The organism is Actinoplanes campanulatus, from assembly GCF_014647795.1.
Classification (GTDB): Bacteria; Actinomycetota; Actinomycetes; order Mycobacteriales; family Micromonosporaceae; genus Actinoplanes; species Actinoplanes campanulatus.
Window position 1 is genome coordinate 1 of record NZ_BMPW01000005.1, and the last position, 22796, is coordinate 22796.

General features: G+C 69.8%; 16 protein-coding genes. 6 read left to right on the forward strand and 10 right to left on the reverse strand.

Annotated elements, in window-relative coordinates:
* Positions 1 to 101: 101 nt before the first annotated feature.
* Positions 102 to 434 carry an STAS domain-containing protein gene (locus tag IEZ13_RS10735; protein ID WP_183220831.1) on the forward strand — a complete coding sequence of 111 codons (333 nt, stop codon included), beginning with the start codon at positions 102 to 104 and terminating at the stop codon, positions 432 to 434.
* A 145-nt stretch (positions 435 to 579) separates the two neighbouring features.
* Positions 580 to 2175 carry a cellulase family glycosylhydrolase gene (locus IEZ13_RS10745; RefSeq protein ID WP_229794613.1) on the forward strand — a complete coding sequence of 532 codons (1596 nt, stop codon included), beginning with the start codon at positions 580 to 582 and terminating at the stop codon, positions 2173 to 2175.
* Positions 2176 to 2581: 406 nt separating this feature from the next.
* Here IEZ13_RS10745 and IEZ13_RS10750 read toward each other — a convergent pair whose 3' ends face one another.
* The 3 genes from IEZ13_RS10750 to IEZ13_RS10760 all read right to left on the reverse strand — a co-directional run bounded on the left by IEZ13_RS10750 (position 2582) and on the right by IEZ13_RS10760 (position 6222).
* On the reverse strand, positions 2582 to 4174 hold the full coding sequence (locus IEZ13_RS10750; protein WP_183220833.1) for a methyl-accepting chemotaxis protein: 1593 nt from the start codon (positions 4172 to 4174) through the stop codon (positions 2582 to 2584).
* Positions 4175 to 4453: 279 nt separating this feature from the next.
* A complete protein-coding gene (locus tag IEZ13_RS10755; protein ID WP_183220835.1) occupies positions 4454 to 5536 on the reverse strand; it encodes a tartrate dehydrogenase in 1083 nt (360 codons plus the stop codon).
* The gene (locus IEZ13_RS10760) at positions 5533 to 6222 is read right to left on the reverse strand and encodes a GntR family transcriptional regulator (RefSeq protein ID WP_183220837.1); all 690 of its coding nucleotides are present in this window, start codon (positions 6220 to 6222) and stop codon (positions 5533 to 5535) included. The genes IEZ13_RS10755 and IEZ13_RS10760 overlap by 4 nt, the downstream gene beginning before the upstream one ends.
* Before the next feature lie 97 nt (positions 6223 to 6319).
* On the opposite strand from IEZ13_RS10760, the gene IEZ13_RS10765 reads away from it, so the two are divergent.
* The 4 genes from IEZ13_RS10765 to IEZ13_RS10780 all read left to right on the forward strand — a co-directional run bounded on the left by IEZ13_RS10765 (position 6320) and on the right by IEZ13_RS10780 (position 10319).
* Positions 6320 to 7570, forward strand: a complete 1251-nt coding sequence (locus IEZ13_RS10765; RefSeq protein WP_183220839.1) for an MFS transporter — start codon at positions 6320 to 6322, stop codon at positions 7568 to 7570.
* A complete protein-coding gene (locus IEZ13_RS10770) occupies positions 7567 to 8514 on the forward strand; it encodes an NAD(P)-dependent oxidoreductase (RefSeq protein ID WP_203833811.1) in 948 nt (315 codons plus the stop codon). The genes IEZ13_RS10765 and IEZ13_RS10770 overlap by 4 nt, the downstream gene beginning before the upstream one ends.
* 106 nt (positions 8515 to 8620) lie before the next feature.
* Positions 8621 to 9991: an acyclic terpene utilization AtuA family protein gene (locus tag IEZ13_RS10775; protein ID WP_203833810.1), complete on the forward strand. Its 1371-nt coding sequence runs from the start codon at positions 8621 to 8623 to the stop codon at positions 9989 to 9991.
* Positions 9984 to 10319: a DUF4387 domain-containing protein gene (locus IEZ13_RS10780; protein WP_183220842.1), complete on the forward strand. Its 336-nt coding sequence runs from the start codon at positions 9984 to 9986 to the stop codon at positions 10317 to 10319. Before IEZ13_RS10775 ends, IEZ13_RS10780 begins: the two co-directional genes overlap by 8 nt.
* 392 nt (positions 10320 to 10711) lie before the next feature.
* On the opposite strand, the gene IEZ13_RS10785 is transcribed toward IEZ13_RS10780, so the two are convergent.
* From IEZ13_RS10785 to IEZ13_RS10815, 7 genes are all read right to left on the reverse strand, one after another.
* Positions 10712 to 11824 carry a hypothetical protein gene (locus IEZ13_RS10785; protein WP_183220844.1) on the reverse strand — a complete coding sequence of 371 codons (1113 nt, stop codon included), beginning with the start codon at positions 11822 to 11824 and terminating at the stop codon, positions 10712 to 10714.
* Between the two features lie 269 nt (positions 11825 to 12093).
* Positions 12094 to 16338: a LamG-like jellyroll fold domain-containing protein gene (locus tag IEZ13_RS10790; protein WP_203833809.1), complete on the reverse strand. Its 4245-nt coding sequence runs from the start codon at positions 16336 to 16338 to the stop codon at positions 12094 to 12096.
* Between the two features lie 313 nt (positions 16339 to 16651).
* On the reverse strand, positions 16652 to 18139 hold the full coding sequence (locus IEZ13_RS10795) for an aldehyde dehydrogenase family protein (protein ID WP_183220847.1): 1488 nt from the start codon (positions 18137 to 18139) through the stop codon (positions 16652 to 16654).
* An 18-nt stretch (positions 18140 to 18157) separates the two neighbouring features.
* Positions 18158 to 19141, reverse strand: coding sequence for an ABC transporter permease (locus IEZ13_RS10800; protein ID WP_203833808.1), 984 nt, complete (start codon positions 19139 to 19141; stop codon positions 18158 to 18160).
* Positions 19138 to 20661: a sugar ABC transporter ATP-binding protein gene (locus tag IEZ13_RS10805; protein ID WP_183220849.1), complete on the reverse strand. Its 1524-nt coding sequence runs from the start codon at positions 20659 to 20661 to the stop codon at positions 19138 to 19140. Before IEZ13_RS10805 ends, IEZ13_RS10800 begins: the two co-directional genes overlap by 4 nt.
* On the reverse strand, positions 20658 to 21659 hold the full coding sequence (locus IEZ13_RS10810; protein WP_203833807.1) for an ABC transporter permease: 1002 nt from the start codon (positions 21657 to 21659) through the stop codon (positions 20658 to 20660). Before IEZ13_RS10810 ends, IEZ13_RS10805 begins: the two co-directional genes overlap by 4 nt.
* Positions 21656 to 22708, reverse strand: coding sequence for a sugar ABC transporter substrate-binding protein (locus IEZ13_RS10815; RefSeq protein WP_203833806.1), 1053 nt, complete (start codon positions 22706 to 22708; stop codon positions 21656 to 21658). Before IEZ13_RS10815 ends, IEZ13_RS10810 begins: the two co-directional genes overlap by 4 nt.
* Positions 22709 to 22796 lie beyond the last annotated feature (88 nt).

Genomic DNA, 22796 nt, shown 5'->3' on the forward strand with positions numbered 1-22796 from the left:
CCGGGGCGAGCGACTCGCCACGGAGGATCGGCCACGAGAACGCCGGGTTTACCGAATCCGGCCAACGGGCGCGCCGGCGCGATCACCGTTACGGTCGTGGGATGTCCGCCAGCACTGTGATCACGTACGAGACCAGCGACGACGGCGTCACCCTGCGTGCCGCGCTATCCGGGGAACTGGACCTCGCGTACGCCGACGACGTCCGCGACGACCTGACGGCGGCCGCGCAGGCGTCCACGTACCGGCTCCTGCGGATCGACGTCTCCGACGTGACGATGATCGACTCGTACGCGCTGGGCGCCCTGGTCAGCGTCCGTAACGCCGCCGCCGGAGCCGGTGTCGCCGTGACCCTGGTGAACCCGTCGCCGCCGGTGCTCAAGGCCATCCAGGTGACCGGGCTGGCCGAGATCTTCGGGCTTCCCCCGCTCGACTGACGGCCGGCGGAGCGAGCGGGGAATCGAAGCCGGTGAGTGCTCTGCCCGCTTCGTCAGGCATAGTATGCGTAATCCCCGTCGCTCAGCGGAGCGGTCGCCATCCCCCAATGGGAGCGCTCCCGATATCCCCGAAGGAACCATCCCCATGTCTCGAACACGAAAAGTGCTGTCCGCGGCCGCGATGGCCGTGGTCGCCGTCGGCGGTTCGGTCGCGGTGGCGCTGCAAGCGAGCGCCGCCGCCGGCTGCAAGGTCGACTACACGGTGACCAGCCAGTGGCAGGGCGGCTTCGGTGCCGACGTGAAGATCACCAACCTGGGTGACCCGATCACGCAGTGGAACCTCGGGTTCTCCTTCGGCGCGGGCCAGACCGTCACGCAGCTGTGGAACGGGTCCTTCACCCAGTCCGGAGCCGCGGTGACGGTGCGCAACGCGTCCTACAACGGGAGCATCGCCACCAACGGCGCCACGTCGTTCGGCTTCAACGGCGCGTTCACCGGGACCAATCCGGTGCCCAGCGCCTTCACCCTCAACGGCACGGCCTGCACGGGAGGCGTGACCACCCCGAGCAGCTCGCCGGCCACGTCGCCGTCCACCTCGCCGTCGGCATCCCCGTCCGCTTCGCCGTCCACCTCGCCGTCCACCGGGCCGATCACCGGCAACGCCGCGCAGCTCGTCGCGGACATGGGCAAGGGCTGGAACCTCGGCAACCAGCTGGAGGCCAACAGCAACGGGATCCCCAGCGAGACGGCCTGGGGCAACCCGGTCGTGACGGCGGCCCTCATCGACCGCGTGAAGGCGGCGGGGTTCAAGACGATCCGCATCCCGCTCTCCTACCTGGGCAAGATCGGGGCCGCACCGAACTACACCGTCGACTCCGCCTGGCTGAACCGGATCCAGGAGGTCGTCAACCTCGCCCATGACCGTGGACTGTACGTATTGATCAACATGCACGGCGACGGCTACAAGAGCATCAACGGCGCCTGGCTCATCTGTGACTCGTCCGCCCAGACGACGATCAAGGAGAAGTACCAGAAGGTCTGGCAGCAGGTGGCGACGAAGTTCCAGAGCTACAGCGGCCGCCTGATCTTCGAGTCGATGAACGAGAACTTCGACGGGCAGTACGGCAACCCGACCCAGCCCTGCTACTCCAACATCAACGCCTACAACCAGACCTTCGTGGACACCGTCCGCAGGACCGGCGGCAACAACACGTCGCGGTGGCTGCTGGTGCCGGGCTGGAACACCAACATCGACTACACCGCGGGCAACTACGGCTTCACCCTTCCCACCGACCAGTACCGGTCGGCCGCCATCCCCAGCGCCGAGCAGCGGATCATGATCTCCGTGCACTACTACGACCCGTGGGACTTCACCGGCACCGAGAGCGGCACCATCACGCAGTGGGGCCCGGCGGCCACCGATGCGGCGAAGAAGTCGACGTGGGGCCAGCAGGACTTCATGGACGCCCAGCTGAAGAAGATGTACGACACCTTCGTGGTGAAGGGCTATCCCGTGTTCGTCGGCGAGTACGGCTCGATCGACAAGACGGCGTTCGACTCGACCAACAACAGGTACCGGGCGGACTACGCGCGCACCCTGGTCGCCACCGCCAAGAAGTACGGCGCGGCGACCGCCTACTGGGACAACGGCCACAACGGCCAGTACGGGTTCGCCCTGTTCGACCGCAACTCCGCGACGGTCACCCAGCAGACCATCATCGACGCCATCATGGGCGCCTGAACTGTCACAGCGTCGTCGTACGACCGGGACAGCACCGCCAAGCCCCGGGTGAACACTCTCACCCGGGGCCGTGAGTAGGGTCTTGATACGCGACGGGTGACGGCGTACCGATTCGGGCGCCGGCACCCGTTCGCGAATCAGGCGGAGGCAGCCGGTTAGGCGGCGGTGAGCACCTGCGCCGCCCGCATCTCACACAGCGAGGACAGCAATCGCGGCGAAAATCGCGGCGGCGGTCCTGCGGAGGAGCTAACGGGCTTCACGGCTGCACTTGTCGATCTCTCCGCCTACCGCTGCCGCCCTCATCCGAGGCATGGCCTATGGGCACTGCGCCAGGCCACCACACCAGCGGGACTGTGACCCTGCTGGTGGGCGGCCTGGCTGCGGTCGGCTACCCGCCGAGGCGTGCTCAGTACGTGAAGGTACGCAGCAATTCGTCGACGCGCCCGGCCATGCCGGACAGTTCGGCAGCCGACTGGCGGGTCGCACCGGCGCCCTGCGAGGTGGATCCGGCGGTGGTGGCGACGCCGGTGATGTTCTGCGCGATCTCGGCGGAGCCTGCGGCGACCTGCCCGACGTTGCGGCTGATCTCGGACGCGGTGGCCGACTGCTCCTCGACCGCCGTGGCGATCGTGGTCTGCAGCTCGTTGACCTGTTCCACGACGCCGGCGATCCGGCCGATCGCCTCGGTGACCTCCCCGGTGCTGGCCTGGATCGCGGTGGTCTTCTGGGAGATGTCCTCGGTCGCGCGGGCGGTCTCCTGCGCCAGGTCCTTGACCTCGCTGGCGACCACCGCGAAGCCCTTACCCATCTCGCCGGCCCGGGCCGCCTCGATGGTGGCGTTGAGGGCGAGCAGGTTGGTCTGCTCGGCGATCGTCTTGATCACCATGAGGATGGAGCCGATCTCCGCGCTCGCCTCGTCCAGTCGCTGGACCGTCTCGGCCGCCTCCTGGGCGGTGTCCACCGCTCCGGTGGCGACCTCGGCCGCGGTCGAGGCGCTGCGGGAGATCTCCAGGATCGAGGCGGTCATCTCCTCGGTGGCGGCGGACATGGTGTCCACGTTGGTCGACACCTGCTCGGCGGCCACCGACACCGCGCCGGCCTGTGCGGAGGTCTCGTCGGCGTTGTCGCCCAGCTGGGCGGAGACCGCGCCGAGCTGCTCGGCGGCGCCGGTGAGCGCACGCGAGGTCTCCCCGATGGTCGAGACGGCCTCCCGCATCGCCTGGACGGCCCGGACCAGCCCGCCGGCCATGTCACCGATCTCGTCACGGCTCTTGACGTCGACGGTGCTGGTCAGATCCCGGCTCGCCACCCGGTCCAGCGCGGCCACCATCTGCCGCAGCGGCCCGGTGATCGACCGGGTGATCAGCACCGCGATCGCGGTCAGCGCGATCACACCGAGCCCGAGGCTGAGCAGGGCCTGCACCTTCAGGTCGTCACTCGCCTCGTCCGAGGTCGCCCGCGCCTCGAGCACCTTCCCATCGACGAAGGCGCGCGTCTCGTCGATGCGCTCCTCGATCACGGCGGCCTGTTCCTCCGCCGCCCGAAGGGCGGTCCGGGCGGACGCCATGTCCTTCGCGTTGCGAACATCAATGTCGCTCAGGTGTTTGAACTCGGTCGCGATGCTCTCGATGAAGCCGGTGTAGTCAGCCTGGAGAACATCCAGCTCCGTCCGCACCTCGGCGGGCAGATCGAGTCCGGCGATCTTGTTCCACTCGGCGTCGATCTCCTGCTGGGTGGCGGCCCACCTCTCGTCGACCGGCTTCCTCGTCTCCGGGCTGTTGGCCAGGATGGCGTCACGCTCGGCCTGCGTCGCCTCGGTCTGCAACTTGTCCAGGTCGATCAGCGAGGCGTTGGTGACGTTGAGCGTCCGGCGCAGGTCGCTGGCCGAGTCGACGGTGCGCATGTTGATGAACGTCATGCCGACCATCACCGAGGAGGACACCAACCCGGTAGCCGCCAAAGCCGTCAGCTTGCGCCCGACCGTCATCCGCAACGCCATCAGAACTCCCTCTGTCACGACTGGTTCGCCGGGTATCCCATCGACGGCAGACAGCCGCCGGCTTACGGTCCAGAGGTCCCGTCAAATGCTGCTACCCACTGCGACCCGAACAGCAGCCAAGCAACGTGGCGCACAGTTCGTCGCTTGGGGCCTTTGCATGCTGCGCCGCTTTCCGGTCCTCGCGCCGAGGCTGGCGCTGCGGTCCGAGTCGTCAACGGTGGCCAAATCTGGACTTCCAGCGGGGGCCCGAAAATGGACCGCTCTGGGAATCGAGCGCGCTCAGCGTTCGCGGACCCGCTGGGCGATCGCGTCCGCCAGCTCGGCCGTCGTCCCGGTCCCGTGCAGGTCAGGGGTCAGAGGCGCGTGGTCGGGTCCGTACGCCAGGACGTCTTCGATCGCGCCGAGCAGGTGAGCCGCCGCCTCGGGGTGGCCGAGGTGCTCCAGCATCATCGAGCCGCACCAGATCTGGCCGACCGGGTTGGCGATGCCCTTGCCGGCGATGTCCGGCGCGGAGCCGTGTACAGGCTCGAACAGGCTCGGGTGGTCGCGCTCGGGGTTGATGTTCGCGCTCGGAGCGATGCCGAGGGTGCCGGTGCAGGCCGGGCCGAGATCGGAGAGGATGTCGCCGAACAGGTTGCTGGCGACGACCACGTCGAACCATTCGGGATGCAGGACGAACTGGGCGGTCAGGGCGTCGATGTGGAACCTGTCGAGCCTGACATCGCGGAACTGCTCGCCCATGGCGGCGACCCGTTCGTCCCAGTACGGCATGGTGATCGAGATTCCGTTGCTCTTGGTGGCCGACGTGAGATGCCGCTTCGGGCGCCGGCGCGCTTGTTCGAAGGCGAAGCGCAGGACACGGTCGACGCCGATGCGGGTCATGACCGTCTCCTGCAGCACGGTTTCGCGGTCGGTGCCCTCGAAGACGCGCCCGCCCACGCTGGAGTACTCACCTTCGGTGTTCTCCCGGACGACGACGAAGTCGATGTCGCCCGGCTCGCGGCCCGCGAGAGGGCTGCGGACGCCGGGCATGAGCCGGCAGGGACGTAGGTTCACGTACTGGTCGAAGACGCGCCGGAACTGTAGGAGGCTGCCCCACAGGGACACATGGTCGGGCACCACCGAGGGCCAGCCGACCGCACCGAAGTAGATGCTGTCGTACGCCCGTAGTGTCTGTTCCCAGTCGGGCGGGAGCATCGTGCCGTGCTTCTGCCAGTAGTCGGCGCTGGCGAAGTCGAAGGTATCGAAGTCCAGGCTCAGCCCGAACCTGTCGGCGGTCGCGCGCAGCGCCTCGAGGCCGGCCGGGACGACCTCCTTGCCGATGCCGTCGCCGGGGATGACGGCGATCCGCTGCGCGGTCACGGCGCCTCCCGCAGCGCCGCCAGTCCGCCCTGCGAGTCCTCGATGGCGATACGCTCCGCGGTTGCGGAATCGCCCGCGCGCAGCGCTCGGACCAGAGCGCGATGGCTGGTGTAGCGCTCCAGGCCGAATGTCTCGTCGTCCGCCACCCGTTGCAGCAGCAGCTCGCGGCGCCGTGGGCGGGAGAACACGCGGCTCTGTTCGAGCATCCGGATCAGCACCGGGTTGTGCGCGCAGGCGCTGACCATGTCGTTGAACTGCTGCATGGTGTCGAACAGCTCGCTGAGATGCCGCTCCACCGGGCGGCCCTGCCCGCCCCGCTCCTTGAGCAGGATCAGCAGGTCGTCGGCACGGTCGAGGGTGGCATCCAGGGCGTCGAGCTGGGCGGCGGTGGCACGCCGGGCGGCGAACCGGGCGACGAGGCCGCGAAGGCCGACCTCCACCTCCGCGAGGTCGTCGATGGCGCCGTCACGGATGGCGGCGACCAGCACGGTGCGCGGACCGATCCGTTCGATCAGTCCGTCGAGTTCCAGCCGCCGCAGAGCTTCGCGGACCGGTGTCGGGCTGATCGCGAGCCGTTCGGCCATGCCGCGCTCGGTGATCTTCTCTCCCGCCGCGAGCTCGCCGGCGGCGATCGCGGCGCGAACCTTGCGGTACGCCTGGTCGGCGAGCGTCCCTGTCGTCGTCATGCGACACACCTTAGCGCATGATGTAGCAACCTAATTTGCAACTCTTGACGAGTTTGCTACAGCAAAATACCGTGGCCGGACACGAGGAGGTGGACGGGTGTCCGACCGGCGCATCACGTTCTTCATCGCCCTGGCGCTCTTCGCACAGGAGTCGACGTGGAACTTCTATGACAATCAGGTGCCTGCCCTGCTGCGCGAACACGTGGCGAGCGCGGCCCTCGTGGGCGCCCTGATGGGGATGGACAACCTGTTGGGGATCTTCGTCCAGCCCTGGATCGGGAACCGGTCGGACAACACCCGGACCCGGTGGGGGCGGCGGATCCCGTACCTCGCGGTCGGCATGCCGCTGGCCGCCGTGATCTTCGTGCTGCTGCCATGGGCGACGTCGCTGCTCACGCTGGCCGTGGTGATGTTCTGCTACGCGTTGATCGCCAACACCACACGGCCGCTGGCCGAGTCGCTCGTGCCGGACTTCGTCGCCCCCGAGCGGCGGGGCCGGACGAACGCCGCCGTCAAGATCGCGACTGCCCTGACGATCATCGTTGCCTCGTTGATCAGCCTTCTGGTGGTCGATGACCATCCCCGGGCCGCCTTCGTCATCCCGTCGGTGATCATGCTGGCCGCCACTGCGGTGCTGCTCACCAATGTGCGCGACAGCCGATCGAGCGCGTACCGGGCCGCGGTGGCCGAGGACGCGGCCGCCGGTCCCTCCCCGGCGCGCGTGCCGCTCCGGCAGATCGTCACCGGCCTGATCACCGACCACGACCGGCGGCGGCTCCTGCTGTTGCTGACCGTCCTGCTCTTCGGCGGCGCGTGGTTCGCCTCGCGGTCGCTGATCACCCCGTACGGCATGGAGACGCTGGGGCTGAGCCGCGGCGAGGCAGGCGGGCTCACCCTGCCCAGTGGCATCGTCTACGTCGCGGCCGCCTATCCGGCCGCGCTACTGGCCGAGCGCTTCGGGCGCCTGCGGACCATCGCGGTGGGCATGACCGTCTTCGCCGTCGCACTGATAGCGGGCGCCGTCGTACAGACCGCCACCGGGACGGTCGTCGCGTTCTGCATGGCCTCCGCGGGCGCCGCCGCTTACACCGTCAACGCGGCGGTGGCCCTGTGGAACCTGGCCCCGTCCAGCCAGGTGCTCGGCACCTACACCGGCCTGTACGCGGTCACCTGGTACCTCGGCGGGTTCGGTGGACCCGCCCTCGTCGGCGCCGTGGTCGACCTCGTCGGCTGGGACGCGATGCTGCTCTACATCGCCGTACTCGCCATGATCGCCGTCCTCGTCGTCGTACGCCTCGGACGCCTGCAGCGTCTGCACCGGGCCGTCACCCTCACCGAAAGCGAATGATGCCGACCATCCTCATCACCACCGACTACCTCACCCCCGGCGACGAGGTGGACACCTACCTCACCGGCCTCGGCTTCACGACCCGGCACGACCCCATGCGGGGACCACGCCGGCCGGAGCATCTGGTCGCGGCCCTGGCCGGCGCCGAGGGGGCACTGATCGCCAACGAGCCGATGTCCGAGCAGGTGCTGCGCCAGGTGCCGAGCCTGCGCGCGATCGTACGCACGGGCGTCGGGTACGACTCCGTCGACGTGGCGGCCGCCGAACGGCTCGGGATCAGCGTCAGCAACCTGCCCGGGATCAACGCCAACGCGGTGGCCGAGTACACCATCGCACTGCTACTCGCTCAGGCACGGTCGCTGATACCGATGGCTGCCGGGGTCGCCGCCGGGAGCTGGCCCCGCACGGACGGTCACGAGCTGCGCGGCAAGACCCTCGGTCTGATCGGCCGTGGCGCGGTGGCTCAGCACGTCGCACCGCTCGCCGCCGCGTTCGGCATGACAGTGCTGTGCACCGGCGACCTGCCCGCCCCGGTCGTCCGGGTCGCGCTCGACACACTGCTGTGCGACTCCGACTTCGTGTCGGTCCACACTGCGCTGACCCCGCTCACGCGCCACCTCATCGACGCTGCGGCACTGGCCCGGATGAAGCCGGGCGCGCACCTGATCAACACCGCGCGCGGGCCGATCGTCGACGAGACCGCCCTCGCCGCGGCCGTCCGATCCGGTCGGCTGGCCGGCGCCGCCCTCGACGTCGTGGACGTCGAGCCGCTGCCGGCCGACAGCATCCTGCGCGGCATCGACGGCATCGCGGTCTACTCGCACATGGCCGGGCAGACCGCCGAGGCCCGGCTGGCCGCCGGGATGGAAGGCGCCAGGGAACTCGTCGCCGCCCTCGACGGCCGTCCTGCCCACTCGCTCACCGAACGAAAGGAACCGGCATGACCACCAGCGACGCCGGCACCGCCGGCTTCCTCGGCGGCTGCCTCTTCTCCGAGCGCCGGGCCGGCCGCGCCGCATGACCGGCTCCTACCTGCGAAATGAGGAACCTGTGACCCACGATTCCGTACGCGTACTCGTGCCCTCCGGCATGCTCGGCTCGGGATTCCCGCCCGAGATCATCGAGCGCGGGCTGGACCTCGGCGCCGACGTCATCGCGCTGGACGGTGGATCGACCGACTCCGGCCCCTACTATCTCGGCACCGGCACCGCCAAGACCACCGCCGCCGCGGTGTCCCGCGACCTGCGTCTGCTGCTGCGGGCCGCTGCCACCGCGCGCATCCCCCTGATCATCGGCTCATGCGGCACCAGCGGCACCGATTCCGGCGTCGACTGGGTCGCCGCGATGACCCGCGAGATCCTCGCCGAGGAGAACCTCGGCCTGCGGGTGGCCACCATCTACAGCGAGCAGCAGGCCACCGACCTCAAGAAACACCTCGACCAGGGCCGGATCCACCCACTGCCACCGCACGGCGACCTCGACCTCGCGACACTGGAAAGCTGTACCCACATCGTCGCGATGATGGGCCACGAGCCGATCGTCGAGGCGCTGGCGGCCGGGGCCGACGTGGTGCTGGCCGGGCGCGCCACCGACACCGCCCTCGCCGCGGCCCTGCCGCTCATGGCGGGCCTGCCCGCCGGCCCGGCCTGGCACGCCGCCAAGATCGTCGAGTGCGGGGCGCAATGCACCACAGACCCGCGCTCCAGCGGGGTCTTCGCCACCATCGACGCCACCGGCTTCACCATCGAACCGCTCGACCCGGCCGTCTCCTGCACGCCCACCTCGGTCGCGGCCCACATGCTCTACGAGACCGCAGACCCTTTCTCGATGCGGGAACCAGCCGGCACCCTGATGGTCGCCGACGCCACCTACCGAGCCCTGGACGACCGGCGGGTACGCGTGGAGGGCTCCCGGTTCGAACCCGGCCCGCACACGAACAAGCTCGAGGGCGCCCGGATCACCGGCTACGAGACCATGTCGTTCACCGCCATCCGCGATCCCCACATCCTCGGCCAGATCACCACCTGGGCGCAGCTGCTGCGCCGGGTCACCGCCGACCGGGTCACCCAGACACTCGGGCTCAGCACCGACGACTACGCCTTCGACATCCGCCTGTACGGATACAACGCCGTGCTGGAGGCCATCGACCCCGGCACTCTCCCGCCCCGCGAGGTCGGCGTGATGCTCCTGGTCAGCGCCGCGGACCAGCAGACGGCCACGGCCATCGCGAAGATCGCCAACCCGCTCATGCTGCACCTTCCCACTCCCGACATGGACTACCTGCCCAGCCTCGCCTTCCCGTTCTCCCCAGCGGAGACCGAGCGCGGGGCGGCGTACGAGTTCGTCCTCAACCATGTCGTCGACGTCGACTCGCCCACCGCCCTGTTCCGCATCAACCTCCTGGAGAACACCGATGCCTGAGACCGGCACGCCCCGTACCGTCGCGGACCTGGCGCTCGAGGTCCGCTCGAAGAACGCCGGACCGTTCTGGGTCACCATGGAGCTGTTCATCCGCGACTCCACCGGGTACGACCTGGTCGCCGGCCCCGGCTACCTGTCCGCGCCGGTGATCGCGCGGCTCTACGGTGTAGCGGCGGAGACCATCCGCATCTTCCGGATCCCCGAGCTGAACGTCGTCAAGATCTCGTTTCCGAGGCCGGTGGCCCAGGGAAGTCTGCGCGACCGCGACATCCACGCCGGGCAGCATCACGTGCCGCTGGCTCTGTACCCGCTGCCGGAGGTGTTCTGAGGCCATGTCTCGGAGAAGACGTTGATTGGAGTCGGTCACCGAGGCGATCAGCCTCCTCGTACCCCTCGCTGAGCAGCGGGCGGCGACGATGGCCCGGCTGCTGCCACCGGTTGGCCGGCGACATCCCGCCCGGGGGTAACGCTGCTCGGCCCGGGCCTCAACCTCCCGTGAACCGCTGGGGAACCGCCACGGCCAACGCCCCGCGCCCGTGTATGCCACCGCTACCCCGGAGCGCGCGGGCCGAGGCATGGACCGCGGCCGTAGCCTGTCAGGCGTTTCCGATCAGCCGCCGCCCGTGAACCGGGGCACCTTGATGCCGCGGCTGCGGCCCGGTGACCAGGGAAGGGCCCGTCGCCGTCGACGGGCCCTTGCCTGCCAGGTGTGCGGTTAGGTCAGCCTCGGACGGTGATCTTCTTGCCGGACGCCTTGACCGTGTAGGAGACGGTCTTGTGCGTCCAGGGGTTGGTCGCGTGTGCTCGTATGCCGCCGCGGATGTCCTTGGTTTTGATCATGTTGGTGCTCGCGTAGGAGTTGAACACGGCCGCTTCCTGACGGACGTGCTTGCGCAGCGAGGTCACCTTGACGGTGCGGCCGGCCGCGGTCCGGAGGGTTTCCGCCGCGCCCTGGTTCGCGGCCGAGGCCACGAATGTCCGCATGTCGAGGTATGCCTGCCCCTTCGCCAACTCGGCCCAGTTGATCGTGGCCGAGCGGGATGGCAGGGTCACCTGCTGCGGGGCGTACGCGTAGGTGAGGGTCACGGCGGATTCCTCGAGGCCGGCCCGCGCGCTGGCCAGGGTGCCGACCGAGTTGACCCGCAGGGTGATGTTCGTGTCGGCCTCGGGGCGGAAGGTGTAGTCGGCGGACCCGTCACCGTGGACGGTCTTCGTGCCGGCCTGGATGTCCTCGGTGAGAACGGCCGTCGGCGCCGGAACGGCTTCGTCGAAGTCGAGCGACGGATCCGCGGTGAACACGTAGCGCACCTGCGGGCGGCGCATCATCTTCAGCGCCGACCGTGAGGTGGGGTCGTTGAGGGCGTCGTACCTGCCCGTGCCCTCGACCGAGTAGCCCCCTCCGGTCATGGTGCCGTAGCGGTAGCGCTGGAGTGTTCGCCCGTGTACCGGGTCGACGACGTAGAACATCGACATGGACACCTCGCCGGCGCCGGTCGCCGCGGCCTCGACGCTGCCGGCTGCTGTGGCTTTCCCGCTGGTGGCGGTTACTGCGGCTTTCCGGCCGGCGTCGGCCACATCGGCCTTCCAGCCGGTGGCGGCCACATCGGTCGCCCAGTCGGTGAAGACGATGTTCGCCTTCCAGCCCTTCTCGGCCGCGACGGTCGACGCGTCGGCGACGGTCTTGAGCTCGGCGACCATCTGTTCCTTGGACAGGCTCGTGGTCGTGTCCGTCGCGTACGCGGCACCGGGTGCGGCGAGCAGGCCAATGGTCAGTGACGCGGTGGTCGCCAGAAGGACGGACCGGGACGGGCGCAGCATGAACACCTCAAACACGGAAGCAGCAGGGAGAAACGAACATATGCGGGTTAAACGGAAATCGGATCGGCCTCCCGGACGGCACTGACGGATGGTCCCGGCTTCCGGGAGAACGGTCGGTCTCAGGCGGTCGCCAAACGGTGGAACACCCGCTCACCTGTTCACGCGGTTCATGACCGCCCGCGGCACGGTGCCGAGCGGCCGTTGTCCGGCGGCCGGGCGACGGCCGGCGCAGGCCCCGGGACGGACGGATCCCCGGGGCCTGCGCGGTCCTGTCGCCTACCGGCTCATCGGCGGCCGGCGTACAGCTGGGTCACGTGCTCGGCGCTGAGCTCGTAGCCGTACAGCCGGAAGTCGTCGATCAGCCCGTCGAACCTGGCGTCGCCCCAGCTCGTACCCCCGATGAAGTTGGCCGTGGTGTTGCCGCCCACGCCCACGTCGCCGAGATTGATGGGGAAATCGCTCCGGATCGCCTGGAGCGTGCCGTTGAAGTAGATCCGTGCGGTCGAGCCGCTCATGGTGAACACCACGTGCGTCCACTGGTTGAGCGGCAGGTCCCGGCCCGCTCCTAGGAGCAGCCGCTCCTGTGCGGCCACCCCCGGCGCCTTGAAGGTGGCCCCGAACCCGGTGGTCCCGCCGTTGGTGGCCGACTGCAACAGGAAGAACGTGTCCGTGCTGCTGCCGATCTGCACCAACGGCACCCACGACGGCAGCGCGTCCGGGCGGGCCCAGAACGACACGCTGAACTGCTCGTCGAGCCCGGCGTCGACGTTGTCGGGCAGCCGGACCTGGTTGCCCGAAGCCGCGGCGCCGCCCGGCAGCGACACCGCGCCGCCGGTCCGGCCGGCCGTGCTCCAGGCCGTGGTGCCCTGGAGTGTGGCCGCGCCGATCGCCGGCTTGGTGCCCGTGTTGGCGGCGGAGGTGCCCGTGCCCTCGTCGAAGGTGTAGCGCACCGGGACGCCCTCGTTGTACATCGCGGCCACGTCGGCGGTGCTCAACGTGGACGTGTACACCCGTACGTCATCGATCAGGCCGTCGAAGGCGGCGTCCGGGTATCCGTTGCGGCCCAGCCAGTTGTTGGCGGTCGGGCCGATGGCGGTCATGTCGATCGTCAGGTCGGTACGGGTCGCGATGGCCTCGCCGTTGAGGTAGAGCGTGCCGACCGGCCCCTGGCGGGTGAAGGCCACGTGGTTCCACTGGCCGGCGGTCACGTCCCGGGCCGGGCTGGCGTACACCCGCTCCTCCGGGCCGGTCTTGGCCTTGAACGTGGCCGCGAGCCCGGTGCTCCCGCCCGCCTGGGTCTGCATCTGGATCTGGAAGTAGCTTCCGGCGGAGCCGAGGCCGTCACCGATGTGGAACAGGCCGGTCCAGTTGGCCTTCGTGTCCGGGCGCACCCAGAACCCGGTCGAGAAGTTCGCCGCGCCCTGGAGCAGGTTGTCCGGCAGGTCCACCGCGTTGGCGGTGCTGCCGCCGGGCAGGTTGACCGCCTTGCCGATGACGCCGTTGGCCGACCAGCCGGTGGTCCCGGTCAGGACGGCGGCGCCCACCCCACCGTTGGTGCCGGTGTTGGCGGCGGTGGCGCCCTGGCCCTCCTCGAACTCGTAGCGGACCGGGATGCCGGAGGTCGGCGGTGGCGGGTCGTCGCCCACGACCACCAGGTCGTCGACCATGAGGCCGGCGCCGGTTCCGGGGCCCTTCAGGGTGAGCGTCTGCGTGCTCGTCGCGGCCGTGAAGGTGCCCGAGTAGGTGCCGTAGGCGGCGGTCGAGGGCAGGCTCGTCGTGGCGGTGAGGGTGGCGTTGAGGTTGCCGACGGTCAGTGCGGCCGTCGCCGCCGCGGTCCCGGTCGATCTGCTGTCGCGGGCGTAGCGCAGCGAGACCCGGTACGTGGTTCCCGGTGTCAGGTCGGTGAGGGTGCGCCGGATGCTGCCCGCGTTGCCCAGGCCGAGCTGGTAGCCGGTGAGCCCGAGGCCGCCCTGACCGGTGACGGTGCCGCGGACCAGCTGGACCTGGCTGTCGACCGTCCACGGTGACATCCGGATGTTGCCCGGGGCGACGTCGACGGTGGCGGGCGGGTTGGCGGTGCGCCATTCGGCGGGCAGGCGCGGGTATTCGAACTGGTCGACGATCCGGGGGTTGAGCTGGGTCAGCTTCACCGCGGGGTCGATCTGGAGGATCTTGGCGACCGACGGGGTGCCGTTGGCGTCCCAGACGAACAGCATGTACGACCCGGGAGGCGCGTACGTGCCGTTGGCCGGCGCGGTGACGGTGACCGTGCCACCGGACTGGCTGAACGCCAGGTCCTGGAAGTTCTGGTCGTTGTTGAAGCCGTGCGTCACCGACCCGTTGCGTACCAGGGTGACCCGGGAGACGGTGCCGGACGCGGTGACGGTGAAGCCGCCGTTGTAGCCGATCTTGGCGGGCGCGGTGTTGATCACCGGGCGCGGGGCGGGCTGGTCGCCGTTGAACAGGTACGCCGGGGAGTAGTACTCCACGTCCGTGTAGTTGCGCGGGCCGGGAGTGCCGCCACCGCCCATCATCACGCGGCCGTCGGGCAGCAGCAGGGCCGCGGAGTGGTAGAGGCGGGCGTGCTCGTACGGCACGGCCACCTCGGTCCAGTCGCCGGTGTCCGGGTCCCAGATCTCGGCGTTCGTGACGTAGCCGCCGTTGCCGTTGTTCTCCCGGCCGCCGCCGGTCACGAGCACGTCCCCGTCGGGCAGGACCGTCGAGGTCGCCCAGTGGCGCTGGTACTTCATCGGCCTGGTCGCGGTGACGACGGGGCCGGCCGTGCCTCCGGTGATGTCGACGGTGAAGCCGGCACGGGCGCCGTCCGGGCCGCCGCCGTTGCCCCACCAGCCGCCGCCGACCTGGAGGATCTTGCCGGGGCGGTACATGGTGGCGGTGGACGTCGCGCCAACCGGGTTGCCGTTGGCGCCCTGGTTGGCGATGGCGGCGGGCAGTGTGCCGCGCAGCACCAGCTGTCCGGTGCCGTTGTTGCCGGCCGGGTTGAGCTCGAACATCTGGGTGCCGCTGATGGTGAACAGGGTTCCGCTGCCCGGTGCCACGAAGGCGCGGGGGTACCACCAGCGGTTCTCGTCGGCGCCGGCGTGGTCGGATCCGCCGTCGCCGTAGGCCGCCGGGCTCCGGGCGCCGTCGAGGGTCTTCCAGCCCGAGCCCGACTGCGGGGTGTAGATCTCCGGGGTGTGCACACCGGGGCCGCCCGTCCCGCCGCGGAGGCTGCCGCCCTGCACGACGATGTCGCCGTTGGGCATGGTGGTGCCGGTCGGATACCACCGGGGGTAGTTCATCGGCGCCTTGTTCTGGAGCCCGTTGTTGGTGGTGTAGCTGGTGACACCGATGGCGGCGTCGTTGGGGCTGTTGCCACCGAGGCCGTCGTCGCCGCCGACCGTCATCGTGGAGTGGTCGTGCGGGTTCTGCACCTGCATGGCGCAGAACAGGTCGGTGTAGGTGGTGTTCGGGAGGATGCCGGCGCGCAGGTTCGCCAGGTTGCGGGGCTGGGCCGGATCCCAGATGTCCACCTCCATCTGGCCGCCCTGGGTGACCGAGTCGTTGCCGCCCCAGTCGTACGGCGTGGTGTCGTTGCTCCAGCCGCCGACGCTGCCGAACGACTGCACCTTGCCGTCGGAGGTCAGCGACATGTTGATCGGCACCAGCGGCCACGGTGTGACACCGCTCCAGGCGCCGCCGCGGTCCTTCACCGGCGGGGAGCAGTCCCCGGCGAGCAGCCCGGCCGCGTAGGCGAGGCCGTTCTTCATCTGGGCGAGCATGTACGCCTCGGAGTAGGCGGTGCCCTCGTGGCCCATCGAGGTGTACCAGGACCGGCCGGAGTCGATCCTCTGGCACCAGGTGACCGGGTGCGAGGTGCCCTGGTGGCCTCCCCCGTACGACGCCTCGTCGGCCTCGATCAGGGTGCGCACGTTCGGGGCCGGGTTGACCACCCAGTCGTACCACTCGTCGTTGCGGGTGATCGTGGCCGGCACGCCCTGGGTGAGCGGGTGGGCGGCGTCGCGCACCACGGCGCGGCCGGGCCGGACGCCGGGGTTCTCCGGGTGCCCCTCGGAGACCGCGCCGACCAGCCGGGCGTAGAACGGGTTGACGTCGTGCTCGCTCTCACCGACCGACCAGCCGGTGTAGTGCAGGCCCATGAAGCCACCGCCGCCACGGATGTAGGCCTCGAGCGCGGACCGCTGCGCCGCGTTGAACAGCACCCCACCGGTCTGCGCGAAGACCACGGTGTCGCGGGCGGCCAGGTTGGACGTGGTGAACGCGGCCGGGTCGTCGGTCTCCTGGATCTCGACCGGCTGGCCGTACTGGGTGCCGAGCTGGTTGGCCAGGTCACGGACGGCCTGGCGGGCCTGCACGTTCGAGGCGTGGAAGTTGGGCTTGTAGAACAGCAGAACGTTGAGCCGTCCATCGTCGACGGCAGCGGCCCTGGCCGGCATCGGGGACATCGAGCCGGTGACCAGAAGCAGGGTGAGGAGCATGGCGAACAATCGGGAGCGGGGCACTTTCATGTGGATCCCCTTGAGGTTCGGCAGATATGGCGGGGAGGACGGCCACCGCCATGAGTGGGCTGAACCTAAGACGCTGATGGATACTCAGTCAAGAACCCTATCCATATCCATGAAACAAGAGCTTTAGCCGTACGCATATGTGAACTTGATTTTGAGATAGGAGGCAAAGGTGGGCTCCTGGAACCCACCTCTGCCGTCGGTTTCCCCGGTTAGCAGCGCACGCGGGCGTTGCCGCCGCCGGCCGGCGCCCGGACCTCCTCGCGCGTGGCCATCGAGGTGTCCCCCGGTGTGGTCATCGCGAGCGCGCCGGCGTTCACCGCAGCTCGGCGATGACGGTCTTGAGCTCGGTGTAGTCGTCCAGGCCAAACGACCCCAGCTCACGGCCCCACCCGGACTGCTTGAAACCACCACGCGGCAGGGTGACGTCGTCGGCGTGCCACGTGTTGAGCCACACCGTGCCGGCCCGCAGCCGGGCGCCGACCCGGTGCGCCGTGCCGATGTTGTTCGACCAGACGCCGGCGGCGAGGCCGTACACCGTGTTGTTCGCGGCCGCGACGACCTCGTCCTCGGTGTCGAACGGAATCGCCGTCACGACCGGGCCGAAGATCTCGTCGGTCTGCACGGCCATCCGCTCGTCGACGCCGGTGATGAGGGTCGGCTGCACGAAGTAGCCTCGGTCACCCACCCGGTCGGCGCTGCCCGCGTTCAGCACGGCGCCCTCCCGCACCGCCCCGCGAATGTAGCCGAGCACCTTCTCATGCTGTTCCTGGGAGACCAGCGGGCCCATCTGCGAGGCCGGGTCGAACCCGTCGCCCACCCGGATCGCCGCCGCGGCCGCGGCCACGCCCTCGACGACCTGGTCGAAGACCCCACGCTGTACGTAGAGGCGCGAGCCGTTGACGCAGCACTGCCCCTCGTTGAAGTAGCCGCCCAGCACCGCGCCCGCGATCGCGGCCTCGATGTCGGCGTCGTTGAAGATGATGTTCGGAGCCTTTCCGCCGAGTTCGAGGGAGACCTTCTTGAGGTTGCCGGAGGCCGCCGCGGCGATCTTCTTGCCGACCTCGGTGCTACCGGTGAAGGCGACCTTGTCGACGCCGTGATGGTCGACGAGCGCGGCGCCGGTGTCACCGAAGCCGGGCAGGATGTTGACGACACCGGCGGGCAGGCCCGCATCGAGCAGCAGCTGACCCAGGCGCAGCGCGGTCAGCGGCGTCTGCTCGGCCGGCTTCAGGACGACGGTGTTGCCCGCGGTGATCGCCGGCACGATCTTGAAGCAGGCCATCAGCAGCGGGAAGTTCCACGGAACGATGCCCGCGACCACACCGACCGGCTCCCGCCGGGTGTACGCGTGGAAGTCTCGGCCGGGCACGGACATCGGGATGGACGTGCCCTCCATCTTGGTCGCCCAGCCCGCGAAGTAGCGGAAGAGCTCGGCGGAGACCGCGATGTCGCCGTCGCGGGCCGCCTCGACGCGCTTGCCGTTGTCGAGGGCCTCCAGCTGGGCGAACTCGTCGGCGTGGGCGTCGATGAGGTCACCGATGCGCCACAGCAGGTGCGAGCGCTCCCGCGGCGTCATCCGTGACCACGGCGAGCCGTGCTCGAACGCGGCACGGGCCGCCCCGACCGCCCGGTCCACGTCGACGCTCGACGCGTACGCGACCTGAACGATCTCCTCCTCGGTCGACGGGTTGACGGTGGCGAAGGTCCGGCCGTCCTTGGCGTCCACCCAGTCACCGTCGATGAGCAGCTGCTTGGGCGAGGACAGGAACGAACGGACGGCGGGCAGCAGGTGAGTGTTCATGGTGGCCTTCCGTAGGGGTTACTTGATGATCGAGACTCGGGAGCGGTCGAGGGTGAGCGCGACAGCGACGACGATGATCACGCCGTACAGGATCTGCTCGTAGGCGGACGGCACCCCGACGATCGGCAGGCCGACCCGCAGCAGCGTCACCACCAGCGCCCCGGCCAGGCTGCGCCACACGCTGCCGTGACCGCCGGTGATCGCGGTGCCGCCGACGACGATCGCCGCGACCGCCGGCAGCAGGAGGTTGTCGGCCATCGTCGGGCCGCCGCTGAACTGGCGGGAGACCAGCATGACCGCGGCCAGCCCGGCGCAGGCTCCGGACACGCAGAACGCGCCGACCTTGACCAGGTCGACGGGCGTGCCGGCGAGCCGTGCGGCCGACTCGGAGTAGCCGGTCGCCGAGATCCAGCTGTGCAGCGGGGTCACCCTGAGAACCAGGGCGATCAGCGCGACGACGACGACCGCCACCGCGAAGGACATCGGCACGTAGCCGCCGACGTACAGGTCCAGCCACTTGACCGCCGAGTCGTCCACGACCCGTACGGTGCCGGCGCCGGAGACCACCAGGGCGACCGCGGACAGGATGCTCAACCCGCCCAGCGTGACGATGAACGACGGGATCCGCAGCAGCACGTGCGCCGTGCCCTGCACCGCGCCGATCACCGTCGCGACCAGAACGACCACCGGGGTGGCCAGGCCGCCGAGGTCCGGCAACCACAGCGCCAGCAGCACCGTCGACAGTGACGCCAGCGCCGCGATGGACAGGTCGATGCCACCGCAGAGCACGACGAGCGTCGCCCCCGCGGCGAGCACGATCAGCGGCGCGGCGGTCCGTGACGCCGCGGTCAGGCTCCGCTGGGTCAGGAAACCCGGGTCGGCGACGGTCAGGGCGGCCACCAGGACCGCCAGCGCGATGATCGGCATGAACCCGGTGAGCCGCCGGGCCGGGCGGGCTTTCGCCGAAACGGTGGCCGGCTGCAGGGCGACGGGGATGCTCACACCATCTCCTTGACGAGGTCGAGCGGGCTCGGCTTGCCGCCGCTCGGGCAGGCGATCTCGGCCGCGACCCGGCCGTCGTTCATGACCAGGATCCGGTCGGCCATGCCGATGGCCTCCTCGAGGCTGTCGGCCAGCAGCACGGTGGCGACACCGCTCGCGGCGAGCTCACGCATCAGCCGGTACACCTCGGAGCGGGCGCCGATGTCCAGGCCGCGGGTCGGGTGGTCGAGCAGCAGCAGCCGGATGTCGCCGGCGACCAGCCAGCGGGCCAGGACCACCTTCTGCTGGTTGCCGCCGGAGAGCCGCCCGATGGCGGTGTCGCGGCCGGGCGTGCGGATGGACAGCCTTTCGATCCAGCGGTCCACCAGGCCGGCCTGTTTGCGAGGCGCCACGAACGGTCCGGTGCAGCGGGCCCTCTGCTTGGTCAGGGTCATGTTCTCGGCCACCGACATCGGCCCGACCATGCCCTCGATCTTGCGTTCGGCCGGCACGTAGCCGATGCCGGCGGCGCAGGCGGCACGCGTACCGGGAAGGTCGATCTTCTTGCCGTCCATCCGGATCTCGCCGGCGGTGGTCGGTTCGGCGCCGAACAGCGCGCGGCAGACGTCCTCACGGCCGGATCCGTGCACGCCGACGATTGCCACGATCTCCCCTGCCGCGACGTCCAGGTCGATGCCGTGGAAGGTCTTTCCCGACATTCCGCGTACGGACAGCCGCGGCTCCGCGGCGGTGACGGGAGCGGCGGCGTTCTCGTGGTAATGGTCGTCGGAGCCGGTGGAGCCGATCATCATCCGGTGCAGCTCACCGGGCTCCGCGCCGGCCGTGGCGACCTCGCCCGCCGACTGCCCGCCGCGCAGCACGGTCACCCGGTCGCACACGTCGAGCACCTCGTCGAGGCGGTGCGAGACGAAGATGACGGAGGCGAACTCGCGCAGCCGGCGGATCTGCGCGAACAGGGTCTCGATCTCCTTCGACTCCAGTACGGAGGTCGGCTCGTCGAGGATGATGACCGGCGGGTGCTGGCTGCGTTCCTCGATGCGCAGCACCTTCGCGATCTCGACCATCTGCCGGTCGGCGAAGGTGAGGGTGTCGGTGCGGGCGAGCGGGTCGATGTCCGAGCCGATCTTGTCGAGTTGCTCCTGGGCGAGCCGGCGCATGGTGTCCCACCGGTAGACGCCCCGCCGGACGGCGGCCCCCTCGCTGCCGAGGACGATGTTCTCCGCGGCGGTCAGGTTCGGCACCAGCGACTGCTCCTGGAAGACCATGCCGATGCCGTGGTCGGCGGCGTCGACGACGCTGCGCAGCTTGACCTGCTCGCCGCGCACATAGATCTCCCCGGCGTCCGGGGTGACCAGGCCGACCAGCGCTTTGAGCAGCGTGGACTTGCCGGCGCCGTTCTCGCCGGCGAGGCCGAGGACCTCGTTCTGGCGGACGATCAGGTCGACGCCGTCGAGTGCCTTCACACCCGGGTAGTGCTTGACGAGGCCGCGAACCTCCAGAGCCGGCGTGGACGCGTTCATTTGACCACCTGGTTCCTTCGGCGCTGCGGGATGACGGCGGCGGCGACCGCGGCCACGACGATGAGGCCCTCGACACCGCCCTGCCAGTAGGGGCTGACGCCGACCTGCACGAGGCCGTTGGTGAGCACCATGACGAGCAGGACGCCGACGGCGGAGTGCAGGACGCCGCCCCGTCCGCCGGTGAGCAGGGTGCCGCCGACGACGGCCGCGGTGATGGCGGAGAAGTCGTACCCGTCGCCGGCCTGGACGAGGCCGGCGCCGAGCTGGCTGGTGACCATGACACCGCCGAGGCCGTAGAAGGCCCCGGCAAGAGCGAAGACCGCGATCTTGTACGGCTTGACGCGCACCCCGGAGAGGGTGAGCACCTCCTCGGCGCCGCCGATCGCGAAGGCGTACCGGCCGAGCCGGGTGTAGCGCTGGACGAGCCAGCCCACCAGGACGCAGGCGGCGGCGATCCAGGTGAGGTAGGAGAACCCGAGGAACCGTTCGATGGCCCAGCCCTTGAGCATGGTGTCGGAGATGTTGGGCTGGACTCCGGCGAACAGCAGCGTCGCGACGCCGAGCCCCACGGCCGACACCCCCAGCGTGGCCATGAACGAGGGCACCTTCAGCAGCACCAGGGCGAGCCCGCTGAGGCAGCCGAACGCGCAGCCCAGCAGGACGGCGACCAGGATCCCGAGGAGCCCGAAGTCGTTGTCGTTGCGGTTGTTGGCCACCAGCAGGGACACGGTCAGGGCGGCGGCGCCCATCACGCCGGCGGCCGAGAGGTCGATCGACCCCATCATCAGTACGAACGTGATGCCGCAGGTGACGACGGCGAGCACGGCGGCCGCGTCCACGATGTTCTGGACGTTGTCGACGCTGCGGAACTGTGGGCTCAGGGCCGCGAAGATGCCGAAGATGACGACCAGCGCGACCGGTGGGCCCGCGTCTCGGAACGCTGCCCCCCGCCGCGTGCGACGGCGGGGAGCAGCGGTGACACCGGCTGTCACGGTCACGTCAGGGGCCCGGCCACACGGTTGAAGACGTTGGCGCACTCGAAGTCGGCCGGGTTCGTCTTCGGCGACACGAAGTCGGCGGCGTTGTCCTTGGTGATGAGGAACTGCTCGGCGAAGAACGCCCGGTTGGCGGCGGCGATGTCCTTGACCGCCAGCTTGCCGGTGGCCACGCAGTAGCCGATCGCCAGGCCGATGCCGCCCTGCCAGGCGCCGTCGCTGGAGACGGTGGCGGTCATGGTGCCGCCCTGGACGGCTTTGACGGCGTCCGGTACGGCGTCGATGCCGACGACCGCGACCTTGCCGGCCAGGCCCTGCTGCTGGAGTGCCTCCAGCGCGCCGAGCGCCATGTCGTCGTTGGCGGCCCAGATGCCCTTGACGTGCTCGCCGTGCTTGGTGAGCAGCGTCTTGGTGACCGTCAGCGCCTCGGCGCGGGAGAAGTTGGCGGCCTGCTGGTCGAGCAGCTTGACGCCGGTGTTCTTCTTCAGTGACGCCTCGAGTCCGGCGAACCGGTCCTTGGCGGCCGCGGTGTCGAGGATGCCCTGCAGCGCGATGATGCCGCCGTTGCCGCCGATCGCGGTGGCGAGCGCGTCGCCGATCTGCTGGCCCGACTCGACGCCGTTGTAGGTGATGTGGCTGACCCACGTCCGGTGGTCGGCCGGGTCCAGGTCGGCCGGCTTGTTCCACTGGGTGACGAGGTAGGCGCCGGCCTGGTCGGCGCCCTTGACGATCGGCGCGGTGTCCGAGTCGCCGTTCGGGAGCACGTTCATGACCAGGCACTTGGTGTCGCCGGCGAGGAGCTGGCTGATCTGCTCCTGCTGCTTGGTGGAGTCGCCGTCGTAGGTGAGGCGCTCCTGGGTGAGGCCGACCGACTTGGCGTAGGCGTCGCCGCCGGCCAGCCACGAGGCCTCGTACGGGTTGGACTCGTTGCGGACCTGGCCGACCAGCCGGACGTCGGACGGCTGGCAGGCACCCTCGGCGGCGGCGTCGTTTCCGCCGGCGGCCTGCTCGCTGCACCCGGCGAGGACGGCGGCGGCCAGGGACAGCGACATTATGGCTGCGGCGGGACGAGCGGTGAATCTCATGATCGAACCTCGTTTTCGTGAATCGCCGGTGGGCCCCGGCGGGGAACGGAGAGAA

Excerpts from the sequence above, each read along its gene's own strand:
- IEZ13_RS10735 (WP_183220831.1), top strand. The coding sequence starts at position 102 with ATGTCCGCCAGCACTGTGATCACGTACGAGACCAGCGACGACGGCGTC.
- IEZ13_RS10745 (WP_229794613.1), top strand. The coding sequence starts at position 580 with ATGTCTCGAACACGAAAAGTGCTGTCCGCGGCCGCGATGGCCGTGGTC.
- IEZ13_RS10750 (WP_183220833.1), bottom strand. The coding sequence starts at position 4,174 with ATGGCGTTGCGGATGACGGTCGGGCGCAAGCTGACGGCTTTGGCGGCT.
- IEZ13_RS10760 (WP_183220837.1), bottom strand. The coding sequence starts at position 6,222 with ATGACGACGACAGGGACGCTCGCCGACCAGGCGTACCGCAAGGTTCGC.
- IEZ13_RS10770 (WP_203833811.1), top strand. The coding sequence starts at position 7,567 with ATGATGCCGACCATCCTCATCACCACCGACTACCTCACCCCCGGCGAC.
- IEZ13_RS10780 (WP_183220842.1), top strand. The coding sequence starts at position 9,984 with ATGCCTGAGACCGGCACGCCCCGTACCGTCGCGGACCTGGCGCTCGAG.
- IEZ13_RS10790 (WP_203833809.1), bottom strand. The coding sequence starts at position 16,338 with ATGAAAGTGCCCCGCTCCCGATTGTTCGCCATGCTCCTCACCCTGCTT.
- IEZ13_RS10795 (WP_183220847.1), bottom strand. The coding sequence starts at position 18,139 with ATGAACACTCACCTGCTGCCCGCCGTCCGTTCGTTCCTGTCCTCGCCC.
- IEZ13_RS10805 (WP_183220849.1), bottom strand. The coding sequence starts at position 20,661 with ATGAACGCGTCCACGCCGGCTCTGGAGGTTCGCGGCCTCGTCAAGCAC.
- IEZ13_RS10815 (WP_203833806.1), bottom strand. The coding sequence starts at position 22,708 with ATGTCGCTGTCCCTGGCCGCCGCCGTCCTCGCCGGGTGCAGCGAGCAG.